Below are 15,355 nucleotides of genomic sequence, written 5' to 3'. Positions count from 1 at the left end.
CGTTTGTTCGCCGCGCCGGGCCTTCGGACTCGTCCGAGGTCGCCTGACCACCGCCACCACCCGCGCCCGCATTGCCGTGGCCCCGACGAACGAGGACGCTTCGCCCGTGATTTCCCCGCTCGAAATGACCCTGCTGCTGCTGCTGGCCTCAGTGGTGGGCGTCGTCGTATTCCGTTCGTTGAACCTGCCGCCGATGCTCGGCTACCTGACCGTCGGCATCCTGGTCGGCCCGCATGCGTTCGGCATCGCGGCGGATCTGGAGCGGGCCGAGCATCTCGCGGAATTCGGCGTGGTGTTCCTGATGTTTTCGATCGGCCTCGAGTTCTCGCTGGCGAAGCTGAGGGCGATGCAGCGGCTCGTGTTCGGGCTCGGGCTGCTGCAGGTCGTCGCGACGCTCGTGCTCGCGCTCGTGCTGGGCATGCTGTTCGAGCACTGGGTGCACATCACGTGGCAGGGCAGCATCGCGCTCGGCGGCGCGCTGGCGATGTCGTCGACGGCGATCGTGTCGAAGATGCTCGCCGAGCGGCTCGAGATCGAGACCGAGCACGGTCGCAACATTTTCGGCGTGCTGCTGTTCCAGGATCTCGCGGTGGTGCCGCTGCTGATCGTGATCGCCGCGTTCGGCGCCGAATCGTCGAAGGACCTCGCGATCACGCTCGGCTTCGCGGCCGTCAAGATCGTGATCGCGCTCACGCTGCTGCTGGTCATCGGCCAGCGCTTCATGACGCGCTGGCTCAACGTCGTCGCGCGGCGCCGCTCGCAGGAACTGTTCGTGCTGAACCTGCTGCTCGTCACGCTCGGCGCCGCGTTCATCACCGACCGCTTCGGCCTGTCGCTCGCGCTCGGCGCGTTCATCGCGGGGATGCTGATCTCCGAGACGCCGTTCCGCCATCAGGTGGAGGAGGACATCAAGCCGTTCCGCGACGTGCTGCTCGGCCTGTTCTTCGTGACGACCGGGATGCTGCTCGACCCGCGCGTGATCTGGGAGCACCCGTTGCTCGTGCTCGGTTTCTTCGTCGGGCAGATCCTGTTCAAGGGGACGATGATCGCCGGGCTCGCGCGGCTGTTCGGCGCGACACCGGGCGTCGCGATGCGCACCGGCATCGGGCTCGCGCAGGCCGGCGAATTCGGCTTCGTGCTGCTGAACCTGATCCTCGACCGGCATCTCGTCGATTCGACGCTGCTGCAGGCGATCCTCGCGTCGATGCTGCTGTCGATGCTCGCGGCGCCGTTCCTGATCCAGAACGCCGACCGGATCGTGATGCGGCTGTCGTCGACCGAATGGATGCAGCAGTCGCTGCAGATGACGCGGATCGCGACACAAAGCCTCAAGCAGCGCGGCCACGTGATCATCTGCGGCTACGGCCGCGCGGGCCAGAACCTGGCGCGGATGCTCGAACAGGAAGGCATTTCGTACGTCGCGCTCGACCTCGACCCCGATCGCGTGAGCGCGGCTGCGACGGCAGGCGAATCGGTCGTGTTCGGCGACGCGGCGCGCCGCGAGTCGCTGCTCGCGGCCGGTATCCACCGCGCGGCGGCGGTGGCGATCACCTACGCGAACACGCCGTCCGCGCTGCGCGTGCTGCATCACGTGCACGAACTCGAGCCGACGCTGCCGGCGATCGTGCGCACCGTCGACGATGCCGATCTCGAGAAACTGCTCGCAGCCGGCGCGACCGAGGTGATTCCGGAGATCGTCGAGGGCAGCCTGATGCTCGCGTCGCATACGCTGGTGCTGGTCGGCGTGCCGATGCGCAAGGTCGTGCGGCGCGTCGAGGAAATGCGCGACGAACGCTACAGCCTGCTGCGCGGCTATTTCCGCGGCGCGGACGACGCGGACGACGACGACCACGAGCAGGTGCGGCTACAATCGGTGCCGGTCGATGCGCGCGCGGACGCGGTCGGGCGTTCGCTGGAAGAACTGGGGCTGTATGCACTCGGGCTCGAAGTCACGGCGATCCGCCGGCACGGCATCCGCGGCGTCGAACCCGATCCGCAAACCAAGCTGCGCGCGAGCGACATCGTCGTGCTGCGCGGGCTGCCCGAGGCGCTCGCGCTCGCGGAGGAGCGGCTGTCGCGCCATCGGCGCGAACCGCCAGCCGCGGCCGCCTGAGCGGCGCCTGGTTTGATAACCTGACCCGTATTTATTCGAAACGGTGCCCGATCTTCGCGCACCGTTTTTTTCGGAGAGTTTCATGCCGCATTCGTCGTCGGGCGCACCGCTCGATCCGGTCGCCTTCATCCATAGCCAGATCCGCACGGTGCCCGACTGGCCGCAGCCGGGCGTGATGTTCCGCGACATCACGACGCTGCTGCAGAGCCCGAAGGCGCTGCGCATCCTCGTCGACCTGTTCGTCGAGCGCTATGTCGATGCGAAGCTCGACTATGTCGCGGGCCTCGATGCACGCGGCTTCATCATCGCGCCGATCGTCGCGTACGAACTGAGCGTCGGCTTCGTGCCGATCCGCAAGGTCGGCAAGCTGCCGTACAAGACGCGCTCGGAATCGTACGACCTCGAATACGGCAGCGCGACGGTCGAGATCCACGAAGATGCGTGCAAGCCCGGCGATCGCGTGATCATCATGGACGACCTGATCGCGACCGGCGGCACGATGATGGCGGGGCGCAACCTGCTGCAGCGGCTCGGCGCGGAAGTCGTCGAGGGCGCCGCGATCATCGATCTGCCCGATCTCGGCGGCTCGGCGCTGCTGCGCAACGCGGGACTGCCGGTTTATACCGTCACCGAATTCGCCGGCCACTGAACGCCGGCCAGCCTGAGCTTCCACGTTACGCAGCGAGGTCACGATGCCCAACTTCATGCTGTTTCTCGCCACGTCGATCGCGATCACGTTCGCGCCGGGGCCCGATAACCTGCAGGTGCTCGCACGCGGCATCTCGCAGGGCCGCGCGGCCGGCTTCGTCGCCGCGCTCGGCTTCACGGCCGGGATCCTGTTCCACACGACGCTCGCGGCGCTCGGCGTCGCGGCCGTGCTGCGTTCGTCGCCGGTCGCGTTCCAGATCCTGAAGCTCGCGGGCGCCGCATACCTCGTGTGGATCGGCATCAAGGCGCTGCGCAGCCAGGGGCTTTCGAATGCGCATGCGCGCCCGCCGCAGCCGCTCGGCACGATCTTCCGGCAGAGCGTGATCGGCAACCTGATGAACCCGAAGGTCACGCTGTTCTTCGTCGTGTTCCTGCCGCAGTTCGTCGATCCGCACGGCGCGCAGAGCGTGACGCTGCAGATGTTCGAACTCGGCGCGCTGTTCATGCTGCAGACGGCCGCGGTCTTCTCGCTGTTCGGCGTCGGCGCGGGCATGATCGGCGCGTGGCTGAAGCGCCGTCCGAAGGCCGGCGTGTGGCTCGACCGGATCGCCGGCGCGACGTTCATCGCGATCGGCATCCGCGTGGCGCTGAAGGACTGACAGACAATGACGTTTCCGTGCATTGCGGCCGCACGCCGCTTCGATCCCGCTGCGCACCTGCGTTTCGAGATTGCCGGCCAGGCAGTCGGCTGGGTGCGCCGCCAGGACGTCGCCATGCTCGCCCGCTGGCCCGACGTGTTCGAGCTGACCGGCGAGCGTGTCGTGCTGTCGGCGCGCTACGACTCGGTCGACGCACGCAGCATGGCGCTGGCGAGCGCGATCGGCGCGCTTGCGGCCGAAGGCGCGATTCCCGGCTGGCGCGACGAGATCTACGCGATCCGCAACCGCTTCGACGATCCGCCGCTCGCGTACATCGAGCGCGCCGCGTCGCGCTTCTTCGGTACGCAGACTTACGCGGTGCATCTGAACGGCATCGTAGAATATGCGGTTGCGCCGGGCGAGCCGTCCGCCGCGGCCGCCCCTCAGATGTGGCTCGGCCGCCGCAGCGAGACGAAGGCAACCGACCCCGGCATGCTCGACAACGTCGTCGCGGGTGGAATCGGCTGGGGCCTGGGCGTTCACGAGACGCTCGCGAAGGAATGCTGGGAAGAAGCCGGCATTCCGGCCGAACTGGCCGCGCGCGCGATCGCGGGCCGCGCGGTGCAGGTGCTGTGCTCGCTGCCGGAAGGCACGCAGTCCGAACTGATCTTCGTATACGACCTGCGGCTGCCGCGCGACTTCGCGCCGCGCAACCAGGACGGCGAAGTGGCCGAGCACCTGCTGGCCGGCGTGCCCGAGGTGATCGGCTGGCTGCGCGCCGGCCGCGCGACGATGGATGCGAGCCTCGCGACGCTCGACACACTGCTGCGCCACCGCTGGATCCCGGCGGCCGACGCGGCGGGCATCGACGCCCTGTTCGCACCGGCCGCGTGACGCGTGCCGCGCACGCAGTCCGGCGGTGCGAACGGGCAATTTGACGAATACGGAAACGAAGGGAGTAGCGGTCATGCCGACCGATCACAGCTTTATCTTGAAACTGTCGTGCCCCGACCGGCACGGCATCGTCCATGCGGTCTCGGGCTTCCTGTTCGAGCGCAGCAACAACATCCTCGATTCGGCGCAGTTCGGCGACAGCCGCACCAGCGAGTTCTTCATGCGCGTGCATTTCGAGCAGGACGGTGGCGGCGCGGATGCCGCGACGGCGCTCGACACGCTGCGCCGGGAGTTCGCGCCGCTCGCCGAGCAGTTCTCGATGCGCTGGGAAATGCATGACGCGGCCGTGAAGCCGCGCGTCGTGATCATGGTGTCGAAGATCGGCCACTGCCTGAACGATCTGCTGTTCCGCTATCGCACCGGCCAGCTGCCGATCGAGATCCCGGCGATCGTGTCGAACCACAAGGAGTTCTACCAGCTCGCCGCGAGCTACAACATCCCGTTCCATCATTTCCCGCTGATCGGCGGCTCGTCCGATGCCGCGAAGGCCGCGCAGGAAGCGCGCGTGCTGGAAGTGATCGACGAGCACCAGGCCGATCTCGTCGTGCTCGCGCGCTACATGCAGATCCTGTCGCCGAACCTGTGCAAGCAGCTCGCCGGCCGCGCGATCAACATCCACCATTCGTTCCTGCCGAGCTTCAAGGGCGCGAAGCCTTACTACCAGGCGTTCGATCGCGGCGTGAAGCTGATCGGCGCGACCGCGCACTACGTGACGACCGATCTCGACGAAGGCCCGATCATCGAGCAGGAAGTCGAGCGCGTCGACCACAGCATGACGCCCGACCAGCTGACCGCGATCGGCCGCGACGTCGAATGCGTGACGCTGGCGCGCGCGGTGAAGTGGCACGTCGAGCACCGGATCGTGCTGAACGGGACGAAGACGGTCGTGTTCCGCTGATTTGCCGATTGCCGGCCGTCGGCTGGCCGGCAATCACAAACAAAAACGCCGCGCCCTTTACGGGACGCGGCGTTTTTTTATCGCTTCAGACGCGGGCTGCTTCAGATCAGCCGCAGCAGGTACAGCTCGCGCTTCAGGTACGCATAGAAGATCGGCGCGGCGATCACGCCCGGCAGCCCGAATGCGGCCTCCATGATCAGCATCGCGAGCAGCAGCTCCCATGCGCGCGACTCGATCTGGCCGCCGATGATCTTCGCATTCAGGAAGTATTCGAGCTTGTGGATGACCACGAGGAACGCGAGCGACGCGATCGCGGTGCCCATGCTGACCGACAGCGACACGGCGACGATCAGCGTGTTCGAGATCAGGTTGCCGATCACGGGCAGCAGGCCGACGATGAACGTGACGAGCACGAGCGTTTTCGACAGCGGCAGCCGCTGGTGGAAGATCGGCAGCGCGACGAGCAGGTAGATGCCCGTGAACACCGCGTTGATCGCCGAGATCTTGATCTGCGCGAACACGATCCGGCGGAATGCGTCGGCGAAGCGCGACACGCGCGTGACGAGCGCCGTGGACAGCGGCCGGCGCACCTTGCCGTGCTCGACGCCGATCGCGATCATCGCGCCGATGATCATCCCGAACAGCACGTGGCCGAAGCCGCGCGCGACGCTCTTGCCGCTTTGCTGGAGCTGGTCCATGTGTGAGTGCATCAGCACGGCGGCCTTCGTCTTCATCTGCTCGACGTCGACGGGCAGCAGGTTCGCGATCCAGGCCGGCGTGCGGGCGCGGGTCTGCTCGACGATCTGCATCAGCTGGTCGAGCAGGCTTTGCAGGTTCGGCACCGTGCGCTCGAAGTGTTCGATGATGCCGATCGTCAGGCCGGTCAACGCGCCGACGATCGCGATCGACAGCAGCACGACGGCGACCCAGCGCGCGCGCATGCTCGTGGTGTGGCGTTCGATGACGGGGGCGATCGTGTGGATCAGCTGGTAGACCAGCAGGCCGGCCAGCAGCCCGCCGAGCAGCTTGAGCTCGATCACGAGCCACATCGCGAGGATCGCGATCCCATAGCTGCCGATCTCGAGTGCCGACAGCTTCGGCAGGCTGAAGTCGCTCGTCAGCCGCACGCTGCGCAGGTGCGGTTCGCGATTCTGCGCATCGCGCGACGAGTCTGGTTGCTTCTCCATCGTGGATTCCTGTCGTTCGTGTGTCATGCCGCGGAATGCGCGGCAGAGCCGTGTTCGCCCGGCGCCGCACCGGATTGGTGCGTACGGCGAACCTTACGACCGTAAAGTATAGCCGCCATTATGGTCCCCAACGGGGCCGTTTGGCGCATGGTGTAAACGCAGGAGGGAAAACGAGAAGGGGCCGGTTCGGCGGTGCGCAAGGGCGCGCGGCCGGGCGGCCGCGCGCGGGAGGGGAGGCAGGCGGGATGCGTCAGCCGGCCGCGACCTTGCGGGTCGTGCGCTTGAGCAGCGGCGCGAGGTATTTGCCGGTAAAGCTCGCCTTCATCTTCGCGACCTGCTCGGGCGTGCCCTGCGCGATGATCTGGCCGCCGCCGGCACCGCCTTCGGGGCCGAGGTCGATCACCCAGTCGGCCGTCTTGATCACGTCGAGGTTGTGCTCGATGATCACGACCGTGTTGCCCTGGTCGCGCAGCCGGTGGATCACTTCCAGCAGCAGTGCGATGTCGTGGAAGTGCAGGCCGGTGGTCGGCTCGTCGAGGATGTACAGCGTGCGGCCGGTGTCGCGCTTGGAGAGCTCGAGCGACAGCTTCACGCGCTGCGCCTCGCCGCCCGACAGCGTCGTGGCCGACTGGCCGAGGCGGATGTAGCCGAGGCCGACGTCGAGCAGCGTCTTCAGCTTGCGCGCGATGACCGGCACCGCGCTGAAGAACTCGTACGCGTGCTCGACCGTCATGTCGAGCACTTCGCTGATGTTCTTGCCCTTGTACTGCACTTCGAGCGTTTCGCGGTTGTAGCGCTTGCCGTGGCACACGTCGCACGGCACGTAGACGTCCGGCAGGAAGTGCATTTCCACCTTCAGCACGCCGTCGCCCTGGCACGATTCGCAGCGCCCGCCCTTCACGTTGAACGAGAAGCGGCCCGGATCGTAGCCGCGCTCCTTCGAGGTCGGCACGCCCGAGAACAGCTCGCGGATCGGCGTGAACAGGCCCGTGTAGGTGGCCGGGTTCGAGCGCGGTGTGCGGCCGATCGGCGATTGGTCGACGTTGATCACCTTGTCGAAGTGCTCGAGGCCCTCGATAGCCTCGTGCGGCGCCGGCTCGGCAGACGAACCGTACAGGTGGCGCGCGACCGCGTGATACAGCGTGTCGTTGATCAGCGTCGACTTGCCGGAGCCCGACACGCCGGTAATGCAGGTCAGCAGGCCGACCGGTAGCTCCAGATCGACATGCTTCAGGTTGTTGCCGTGCGCGTCGACGATGCGCAGCATCCGCTCCGGATCGGGCGCGAGCCGCTCGTCCGGGTATTCGATCACGCGTTTGCCGAGCAGGTACTGGCCCGTCAGCGACTGCGGATTCGACTGCACCTGCTTCGGCGTGCCTTCGGCGACCACGACACCGCCGTGCTCGCCCGCGCCGGGGCCCATGTCGACGACGTAGTCGGCCGTGCGGATCATGTCCTCGTCGTGCTCGACGACGATCACCGAGTTGCCGAGGTCGCGCAGGTGCTTGAGGGTCGCGATCAGGCGGTCGTTGTCGCGCTGGTGCAGGCCGATCGACGGCTCGTCGAGCACGTACATCACGCCCGTGAGGCCCGAGCCGATCTGCGACGCGAGCCGGATGCGCTGCGCCTCGCCGCCCGACAGGGTTTCCGCGCTGCGCTCGAGCGACAGGTAGTCGAGGCCGACGTTGTTCAGGAAGGTGAGGCGCGCGACGATTTCCTTGATCACCTTGTCGGCGATCTCGCGCTTCGCGCCGTCGAGCGACAGGCCGTCGAAATAGCCGAGCGCGTCGCGCAGCGGCCAGCCGCTGATTTCAAAGATGCCGCGCGCGTAGTCGCCCGTGCCGATCCGCACGTGGCGCGCTTCGCGGCGCAGGCGCGTGCCGTCGCACGACGGGCACGGCTGGTTGTTCTGGTACTTCGACAGCTCTTCGCGCACCGCGACCGAATCGGTCTCGCGGTAGCGGCGCTCGAGGTTCGGGATGATCCCCTCGAACACGTGCTCGCGGATCGTCGTGCGGCCGCGCTCGTTGATGTACGAGAACGGGATCGTCTGCTTGCCCGAGCCGAACAGCAGCACCTTCCGGATCTTTTCCGGCAGATCCTCGAACGCGGCGTCGATGTCGAATTCGTAGAACGCCGCGAGACTCTGCAGCATCTGGAAGTAGAACTGGTTGCGGCGGTCCCAGCCTTTCACGGCGCCGGCGGCGAGCGACAGCGACGGGTGCGCGACGACCCGTTTCGGGTCGAAGAACGTGATCTGGCCGAGGCCGTCGCATTCCGGGCACGCGCCCATCGGGTTGTTGAACGAGAACAGGCGCGGCTCGAGCTCCTGCAGCGAGTACGAGCAGATCGGGCACGCGAACTTCGAGCTGAACAGGTACTCGCGGTCGGTGTCCATCTCGAGCGCGATCGCGCGGCCGTCGGCGAGGCGCAGCGCCGTCTCGAACGATTCGGCGAGCCGCTGCTTCATGTCCGGGCGCACCTTCAGGCGGTCGACGACGACGTCGATCGTGTGCTTGTCGTTCTTCTTCAGCTTCGGCAGCGACTCGACCTCGTAGATCTTCGCGACGCCTTCGTTCGCGGCGCCGCCGCCCGAGCGCACGCGAAAGCGCACGAAACCCTGCGCCTGCATGTCCTCGAACAGCTCGGCATGCTCGCCCTTGCGGTCCGCGACGACGGGCGCGAGGATCATCAGCTTGGTTTCCTCGGGCAGCGCGAGTGCGGCGTCGACCATCTGCGACACGCTCTGCGCTTCCAGCGGGATGTCGTGGTCCGGGCAGTACGGTGTGCCGACACGTGCGAACAAAAGTCGCAGGTAGTCGTGGATTTCCGTGACCGTGCCGACGGTCGAACGCGGGTTGTGGGACGTCGCCTTCTGCTCGATCGAGATCGCCGGCGACAGGCCTTCGATCAGGTCGACGTCGGGTTTCTCCATCAGCTGCAGGAACTGGCGGGCATACGCGGACAGGCTTTCGACGTAGCGGCGCTGGCCCTCGGCATAAAGGGTATCGAACGCGAGCGACGACTTGCCCGACCCGGACAACCCGGTAATCACGACCAGCTTGTGGCGCGGCAGGTCGAGATTGACGTTTTTCAGGTTGTGGGTACGCGCCCCACGGATACGGATCTGTTCCATGAACCTGGCGAAAATGGAGGGAACCAAACCTGCTACTATAACGGCTTTTCGAGGCCGTCGTTTGGGGTCCCCAGCCTTAGCAGCAGGTGGCAGCAAGATGGCGCCTGCGCCGGGAAAAGTGGCCGCAGCGGCCGCGCCGCGCGGTTCCGGGCGGCCTGCGGGCTGCCTGAATCCTGCCCCGACGTGTTGCCGGCCAAGCCTTCCGGGCCGCTGGTCCTGATCTTCCGCCGCCCGGTGTCGGGCGGACATTCCGATCATTCGAAATTCATTCCCGATGTCCAATCCGTCTGCCACGTCTTCCCGCATGACCGCGCCTGAATTGCGCGCGACCACGTCGCTCGCGGCGATCTTCGCGCTGCGCATGCTCGGCCTGTTCATGATCATGCCGGTGTTCTCGGTCTACGCGAAAACCATCCCGGGCGGCGACAACGTGCTGCTCGTCGGCATCGCGCTCGGGGCCTACGGCGTCACGCAGTCGCTGTTCTACATCTTCTACGGCTGGGCGTCCGACAAGTTCGGCCGCAAGCCGGTGATCGCCACCGGCCTCGTGATCTTCGCGATCGGCAGCTTCATCGCCGCGTTCGCGCACGACATCACGTGGATCATCGTCGGCCGCGTGATCCAGGGGATGGGCGCGGTGTCGTCCGCGGTACTCGCGTTCATCGCCGACCTGACCTCCGAGCAGAACCGCACGAAGGCGATGGCGATGGTCGGCGGCTCGATCGGCGTGTCGTTCGCGGTCGCGATCGTCGGTGCGCCGATCGTGTTCCACTGGGTCGGGATGAGCGGGCTGTTCGCGATCGTCGGCGTGCTGTCGATCCTCGCGATCGGCGTGGTGCTGTGGATCGTGCCCGATGCGGCCAAGCCCGTGCACGTGCCCGCGCCGTTCGGCGAGGTGCTGCACAACATCGAGCTGCTGCGCCTGAATTTCGGCGTGCTGGTGCTGCATGCCACGCAGACGGCGCTGTTCCTCGTCGTGCCGCGCCTGCTCGTCGACGGCGGCCTGCCGGTCGCCTCGCACTGGAAGGTCTACCTGCCGGTGATGGGGCTCGCGTTCGTGATGATGGTCCCGGCGATCATCGTCGCGGAAAAACGGGGCAAGATGAAGCCGGTGCTGCTCGGCGGCATCCTGGCTATCCTGATCGGCCAATTGCTGCTGGGCAGCGCGCCGCATACCATCCTGATTGTGGCGGCGGTTCTTTTCGTCTACTTCCTCGGCTTCAACATCCTGGAAGCGTCGCAGCCGTCGCTCGTGTCGAAGCTCGCGCCCGGTTCGCGCAAGGGCGCGGCCACGGGTGTTTACAACACCACGCAGTCGATCGGGCTCGCGCTCGGCGGCATCGTGGGCGGCTGGCTGCTGAAGCACGGTGGCGCCAATATGGTGTTCTACACGTGCTCGGGGCTCGTTGCCGCGTGGCTTATAATCGCGGCCAGCATGAAAGCGCCGCCGCGCAAGGCCTGAACTCACTTCGGGCAGGCACCGGCGGCGCTCGCCGGCTTGCCCGGCGGGCCGCACCGACAGCATGAGCGGGCGGCCCGGCATCGAATTTACTGGAGAAACACATGGCATCCGTCAACAAGGTCATCCTCGTCGGCAATCTCGGCGCCGATCCTGAAGTCCGTTACCTGCCGAGCGGCGACGCGGTTGCGAACATCCGTCTCGCGACGACCGACCGCTACAAGGACAAGGCGAGCGGCGATTTCAAGGAAATGACCGAGTGGCATCGCGTCGCGTTCTTCGGTCGCCTGGCGGAAATCGTCAGCGAGTACCTGAAGAAGGGTTCGTCGGTCTATATCGAAGGCCGCATCCGCACGCGCAAGTGGCAGGGTCAGGACGGCCAGGATCGTTACTCGACCGAAATCGTCGCCGACCAGATGCAGATGCTCGGCGGCCGCGGCGGTGCGGGCGGCGGCGGTGGCGGCGGTGACGAAGGCGGTTACGGCGGCGGCTACGGTGGTGGTGGCGGCGGCGGTGGCCGTGGCGAGCAGATGGAGCGTGGCGGTGGCGGCGGTGGTCGTGCCGGCGGCGCAGCGCGTGGCGGTGCAGGCGGCGGCGCGCAAAGCCGTCCGAGCGCACCGGCAGGCGGCGGCTTCGACGAGATGGACGACGATATTCCGTTCTGATCGGCAAGTCGGCATCCCGCATCACGATGGGCCCGAACGTCCGAGTCAAGCCAGTTGCTTGGCCCGGGCCTTCGGGCCTTGTTTCGTTTACGTCGATGTTCCTTGCGCGCCAGGCAAACCGTGGCTGACGAACTTCCCGACCTCATCGCTCCGCAGCTCGACGTGTTGTTCTGCGGGATCAACCCGGGCCTGACCGCAGCCGCCACCGGGCATCACTTCGCGGGGAGAAGCAACCGCTTCTGGCGCGTGATTCATCTCGCGGGCTTCACGCCGGCGGAAATCTCGCCGCAGGACGATCACGCGATTCTTCAATATGGCTGCGGCCTGACCGCGGTGGTGAAGCGGCCGACCGCGAGCGCCGATCAGCTTTCGCGCGCGGAATTCATCGCTGCGGCCGCGGAGTTCGACCAGAAGCTGGCGCGTTACAGGCCGCGCTTCGTCGCCTTTCTCGGCAAGGCGGCGTACTCGGCGCTTTCCGGGCAGCGAGAAATCGAGTGGGGGCTGCAACCGGCCCGCATGCAGGGGGCGAGCGTCTGGGCGCTGCCCAATCCGAGCGGGAGAAACCTCGCGTTCGGTCTCGACGATCTGGTCGACGCATACCGTCAGCTTCGTCTGCAGGCGAAGGCCGTTTCCGGTCTTCAACCGGAGCGGCAGGATGCGGCGCAGTGAAACCGCGCGTCGGTGGCCGGGCACCGTGCTGCCCCGCGCATTCTTCGACCGAGTCGCCACCGACGTCGCGCCGCAACTGCTGAACAAGATCCTTGCGGCCGCGGACGGCCGAGCCGGCCGGATCGTCGAAGTGGAAGCCTATGCCGGCGCGATCGACCCGGCTGCGCATACCTACCGCGGCAAGACGCCGCGCAATGCGACGATGTTCGGGCCGCCGGGGCACCTGTACGTCTATTTCACGTATGGCATGCACTGGTGCTGCAACTGCGTGTGCGGCCCGGATGGCACGGGAACGGGTGTGCTGATCCGTGCGCTCGAGCCGCTGCACGGACTCGAGCAAATGCGTGCGGCGCGGCCGCCGCGGACGCGCGATCGCGACCTGTGCCGGGGACCGGCGCGGCTGACCCAGGCGATGGGGATCGGCGGCGCGCAGGATGGTGTCGACCTGATCGGCGCGCACGAAGGGTTCGCGATCGTCGACGACGGCATTGCGCCGCCCGCCGATCCGGCGGGCGGGCCGCGCATCGGCATTCGTGTCGGCACGGATCTGCCGTGGCGTTGGAGCGTGCCGGGCAACCTGTACGTATCGGGGCCAGTGACGCGCCGCTGATACACCGCGTGCCAGGATGCGCACAATTCGACCTGCGTCACGCGCCCGCCATTATTGACCGGCTAAGCTTGTCTTTTCGACGTGATCGATCGAGGAGACACAATGCGGCGGGTCGTATTCAACCAGAAGGGCGGCGTGGGCAAATCGACAATCGTCTGCAACCTGGCGGCGATCAGCGCGAGCGAAGGGCTGCGCACGCTCGTCATCGACCTCGATGCGCAGGCGAATTCGACGCGTTACCTGCTCGGCGACGCCGCAGCCGACGCGCAGCCAGGTGTCGCCGATTTCTTCGAAACCGCACTGACCTTCAACTTCCGCCCGGTGGACGTCGCGTCGTTCATTCATCCGACCCCGTTCGAAGGGCTCGACGTGATGCCCGCGCATCCGGAGCTCGACACGCTGCACGGCAAGCTCGAGTCGCGCTACAAGATCTACAAGCTGCGCGACGCGCTGAACGAGCTCGACACCTACGACGCGGTGTACATCGACACGCCGCCCGCGCTGAATTTCTATACACGCTCGGCGCTGATCGCGGTCGAGCGCTGCCTGATCCCGTTCGACTGCGACGATTTCTCGCGCCGTGCGTTGTACACGCTGCTCGAGAACGTGAAGGAAATCCAGCAGGACCACAACGCGGCGCTCGAGGTGGAAGGGATCGTCATCAACCAGTTCCAGCCGCGGGCGAGCCTGCCGCAGCGGCTGGTCGACGAACTCGTCGAGGAAGGGCTTCCGGTGCTCGCGTCGAGGTTGTCGGCGTCGGTGAAGATCCGCGAGTCGCATCAGCAGTCCAAGCCGGTGATCCATCTGGAACCCGGGCACAAGCTCGCGCAGGAGTTCCTCGCGCTGCACCGCGAACTGGCCGGCTGATTCCGCACCCGCCTGACGAACCCGCGGCCGCATCATGCGGCCGTTTTTTTTGCGGCTGTAATTCATATGATCATTTATTCCGTCATTAATAATGCCGAAAACGATTTCATAATAAATCCAGAAAAAACGATTACATAGGTGACCGCTCCATTTTCAATACGCCCCGGTTTTCTAATAAACGGAATAATGAATTGGTAAATGTTGCGCGACATCATGAAGTTATCCTGTAAAAAGGTAAAAATACATTGCGGGACAGAGTGACGTGCGGTGTCGTCTGCGATGTCGGCGCATCAGGGGTTCCAGCGGTCACCTTGGATTAAGATAAGGGTTTATACCTAGCATTAATGCCATTTAATTGACAATTAATCGATCTAGAATGGGGTCCTTCAACTTCCCGCGCTCAAATGAGTGACGGGTTGTCAATAAGGAAGCCTGCTGTCGATCCGGCTTCCAATTTTCTTTACGTCGTCTCTCGCATTGCTAACAGGAGCGTGCCCGATGTCCGTATTTGCCCCCGAAAAAATCAACGCCGAATATCAATCCGGTATTGCAGCGTGGTTTGCGATTGCCCGTCCGGCGATCCAAGGTTTCGAGGCTGTCGTCGAACTCAACCTGCAAGCGGCCCGGACGGCGCTTGAGGAGTACGAGGACAAGCTGAAGAACGCATTCAACAGCAGCAACCCGGCCGTGGGCTTCGCGCAGCAGGTCGCCGTACCGCAGGAAGCAGCCGGCAAGGCCGTGTCGTACGGCCGCCATCTGTTCGACATCGCCGTGTCGACGCAGGCCGAATGGGCGAAGGTCGCGCAAGCGCAATACGAACAGAACGACAAGCGCCTGAAGGACGTGCTCGGCGAACTGTCGAAGCATGCGCCGGCCGGCTCGGCGCCGGTGGTGGCCGCGCTGAACTCGGCGCTGTCGGCGGCGACCGCCGCAGCCGATTCGGTTCGCGCCGCGACGGGTCAGGCAATCGAAGCCGCACAGAGCGGCTTCGATGCGGTCAGCGAAACGGCCACGCGCGGCGCGAAGCAAACGGCTGCCGCCGCACGCAAGGACGCCTCGGCCGCGCGCGAATCGGCTGCGTGATCGCGTAGCCACGCAAGCACGTGTCGCGCATGAGTGCGACACGATCGATCGGCGCCGGATGGCGCCGGACGCCGCGTGTGCCGCGTGGCGTCCGGCGAACCTCCGGTTTGCCGCAAGACGCCGGTGAACCGGCGAGCCGTACCGGTGTGCCGCCCGTTCGAACGGACGGCGCGCGCCGTATGGCGGCGTGCGACCGCAATCGAGCCGAGTGGCCCGAAATGCGCGATCGCCAGCCAAGGCCGGCACGCGACGGCGTCGGAACGACCAACTGATTTCGATGCAGGAACTGGACATGACGGATGTAGTGATCGTATCGGCCGCGCGGACCGCGGTCGGCAAATTCGGCGGCTCGCTTGCGAAGATTGCGGCGCCCGAGCTGGGCGCGACGGTGATCCGCGCGGTGCTGGAGCGTGCGGGCGTGAAGCCCG

At 66.1% G+C, this 15,355-nt stretch carries 13 protein-coding genes and 1 pseudogene; 12 read left to right on the top strand and 2 right to left on the bottom strand.

Features of this window, described 5'->3' with window-relative positions:
* Positions 1-106 precede the first annotated feature (106 nt).
* The 5 genes from F3J15_RS23070 (at position 107) to purU (ending at position 5,251) form a co-directional block, all read left to right on the top strand.
* Complete coding sequence (locus F3J15_RS23070; RefSeq protein WP_166894269.1) at positions 107-2,113, top strand: monovalent cation:proton antiporter family protein; 2,007 nt, start codon at positions 107-109, stop codon at positions 2,111-2,113.
* An 82-nt stretch (positions 2,114-2,195) separates the two neighbouring features.
* Positions 2,196-2,762 (top strand): adenine phosphoribosyltransferase, encoded by a 567-nt coding sequence (locus F3J15_RS23065; RefSeq protein WP_069257596.1) that lies wholly within the window; start codon positions 2,196-2,198, stop codon positions 2,760-2,762.
* A 43-nt stretch (positions 2,763-2,805) separates the two neighbouring features.
* Positions 2,806-3,420: a LysE family translocator gene (locus F3J15_RS23060; protein WP_059233178.1), complete on the top strand. Its 615-nt coding sequence runs from the start codon at positions 2,806-2,808 to the stop codon at positions 3,418-3,420.
* Positions 3,421-3,426: 6 nt separating this feature from the next.
* Positions 3,427-4,293 carry a DUF4743 domain-containing protein gene (locus tag F3J15_RS23055; RefSeq protein ID WP_166894267.1) on the top strand — a complete coding sequence of 289 codons (867 nt, stop codon included), beginning with the start codon at positions 3,427-3,429 and terminating at the stop codon, positions 4,291-4,293.
* 73 nt (positions 4,294-4,366) lie between these two features.
* The gene (gene purU / locus F3J15_RS23050; RefSeq protein WP_166894265.1) at positions 4,367-5,251 is read left to right on the top strand and encodes a formyltetrahydrofolate deformylase; all 885 of its coding nucleotides are present in this window, start codon (positions 4,367-4,369) and stop codon (positions 5,249-5,251) included.
* Between the two features lie 101 nt (positions 5,252-5,352).
* Here the strand turns inward: purU and F3J15_RS23045 are convergent, their stop codons facing one another.
* Both F3J15_RS23045 and uvrA read right to left on the bottom strand, forming a co-directional pair.
* Complete coding sequence (locus F3J15_RS23045; RefSeq protein ID WP_069248880.1) at positions 5,353-6,438, bottom strand: AI-2E family transporter; 1,086 nt, start codon at positions 6,436-6,438, stop codon at positions 5,353-5,355.
* A gap of 250 nt (positions 6,439-6,688) precedes the next feature.
* Positions 6,689-9,574, bottom strand: a complete 2,886-nt coding sequence (uvrA, locus tag F3J15_RS23040; RefSeq protein WP_166894263.1) for an excinuclease ABC subunit UvrA — start codon at positions 9,572-9,574, stop codon at positions 6,689-6,691.
* Positions 9,575-9,848: 274 nt separating this feature from the next.
* Between uvrA and F3J15_RS23035 the strand changes: the two genes are divergently transcribed.
* The 7 genes and pseudogenes from F3J15_RS23035 to F3J15_RS23005 form a co-directional block, all read left to right on the top strand.
* Positions 9,849-11,036: an MFS transporter gene (locus tag F3J15_RS23035; protein WP_166894261.1), complete on the top strand. Its 1,188-nt coding sequence runs from the start codon at positions 9,849-9,851 to the stop codon at positions 11,034-11,036.
* Positions 11,037-11,137: 101 nt separating this feature from the next.
* The gene (locus tag F3J15_RS23030) at positions 11,138-11,698 is read left to right on the top strand and encodes a single-stranded DNA-binding protein (protein ID WP_059651374.1); all 561 of its coding nucleotides are present in this window, start codon (positions 11,138-11,140) and stop codon (positions 11,696-11,698) included.
* A gap of 120 nt (positions 11,699-11,818) precedes the next feature.
* Positions 11,819-12,367 carry a G/U mismatch-specific DNA glycosylase gene (gene mug / locus F3J15_RS23025; RefSeq protein ID WP_089446420.1) on the top strand — a complete coding sequence of 183 codons (549 nt, stop codon included), beginning with the start codon at positions 11,819-11,821 and terminating at the stop codon, positions 12,365-12,367.
* Positions 12,354-12,977, top strand: a complete 624-nt coding sequence (locus tag F3J15_RS23020; protein WP_166894259.1) for a DNA-3-methyladenine glycosylase — start codon at positions 12,354-12,356, stop codon at positions 12,975-12,977. Before mug ends, F3J15_RS23020 begins: the two co-directional genes overlap by 14 nt.
* 102 nt (positions 12,978-13,079) lie before the next feature.
* Positions 13,080-13,844, top strand: a complete 765-nt coding sequence (locus tag F3J15_RS23015) for a ParA family protein (RefSeq protein WP_039345972.1) — start codon at positions 13,080-13,082, stop codon at positions 13,842-13,844.
* Between the two features lie 498 nt (positions 13,845-14,342).
* The gene (gene phaP / locus F3J15_RS23010) at positions 14,343-14,927 is read left to right on the top strand and encodes a TIGR01841 family phasin (RefSeq protein ID WP_166894257.1); all 585 of its coding nucleotides are present in this window, start codon (positions 14,343-14,345) and stop codon (positions 14,925-14,927) included.
* A gap of 292 nt (positions 14,928-15,219) precedes the next feature.
* A pseudogene (locus tag F3J15_RS23005) lies at positions 15,220-15,355 on the top strand (acetyl-CoA C-acetyltransferase); the annotation flags it as partial.

Origin of the sequence: Burkholderia sp. Ap-955 (assembly GCF_011753045.1) — a bacterium.
GTDB classification, from domain to species: Bacteria; Pseudomonadota; Gammaproteobacteria; order Burkholderiales; family Burkholderiaceae; genus Burkholderia; species Burkholderia lata_D.
The sequence above is the reverse complement of the archived record's forward strand: the minus strand, read 5'-3'. Positions and strand labels throughout refer to the sequence as shown.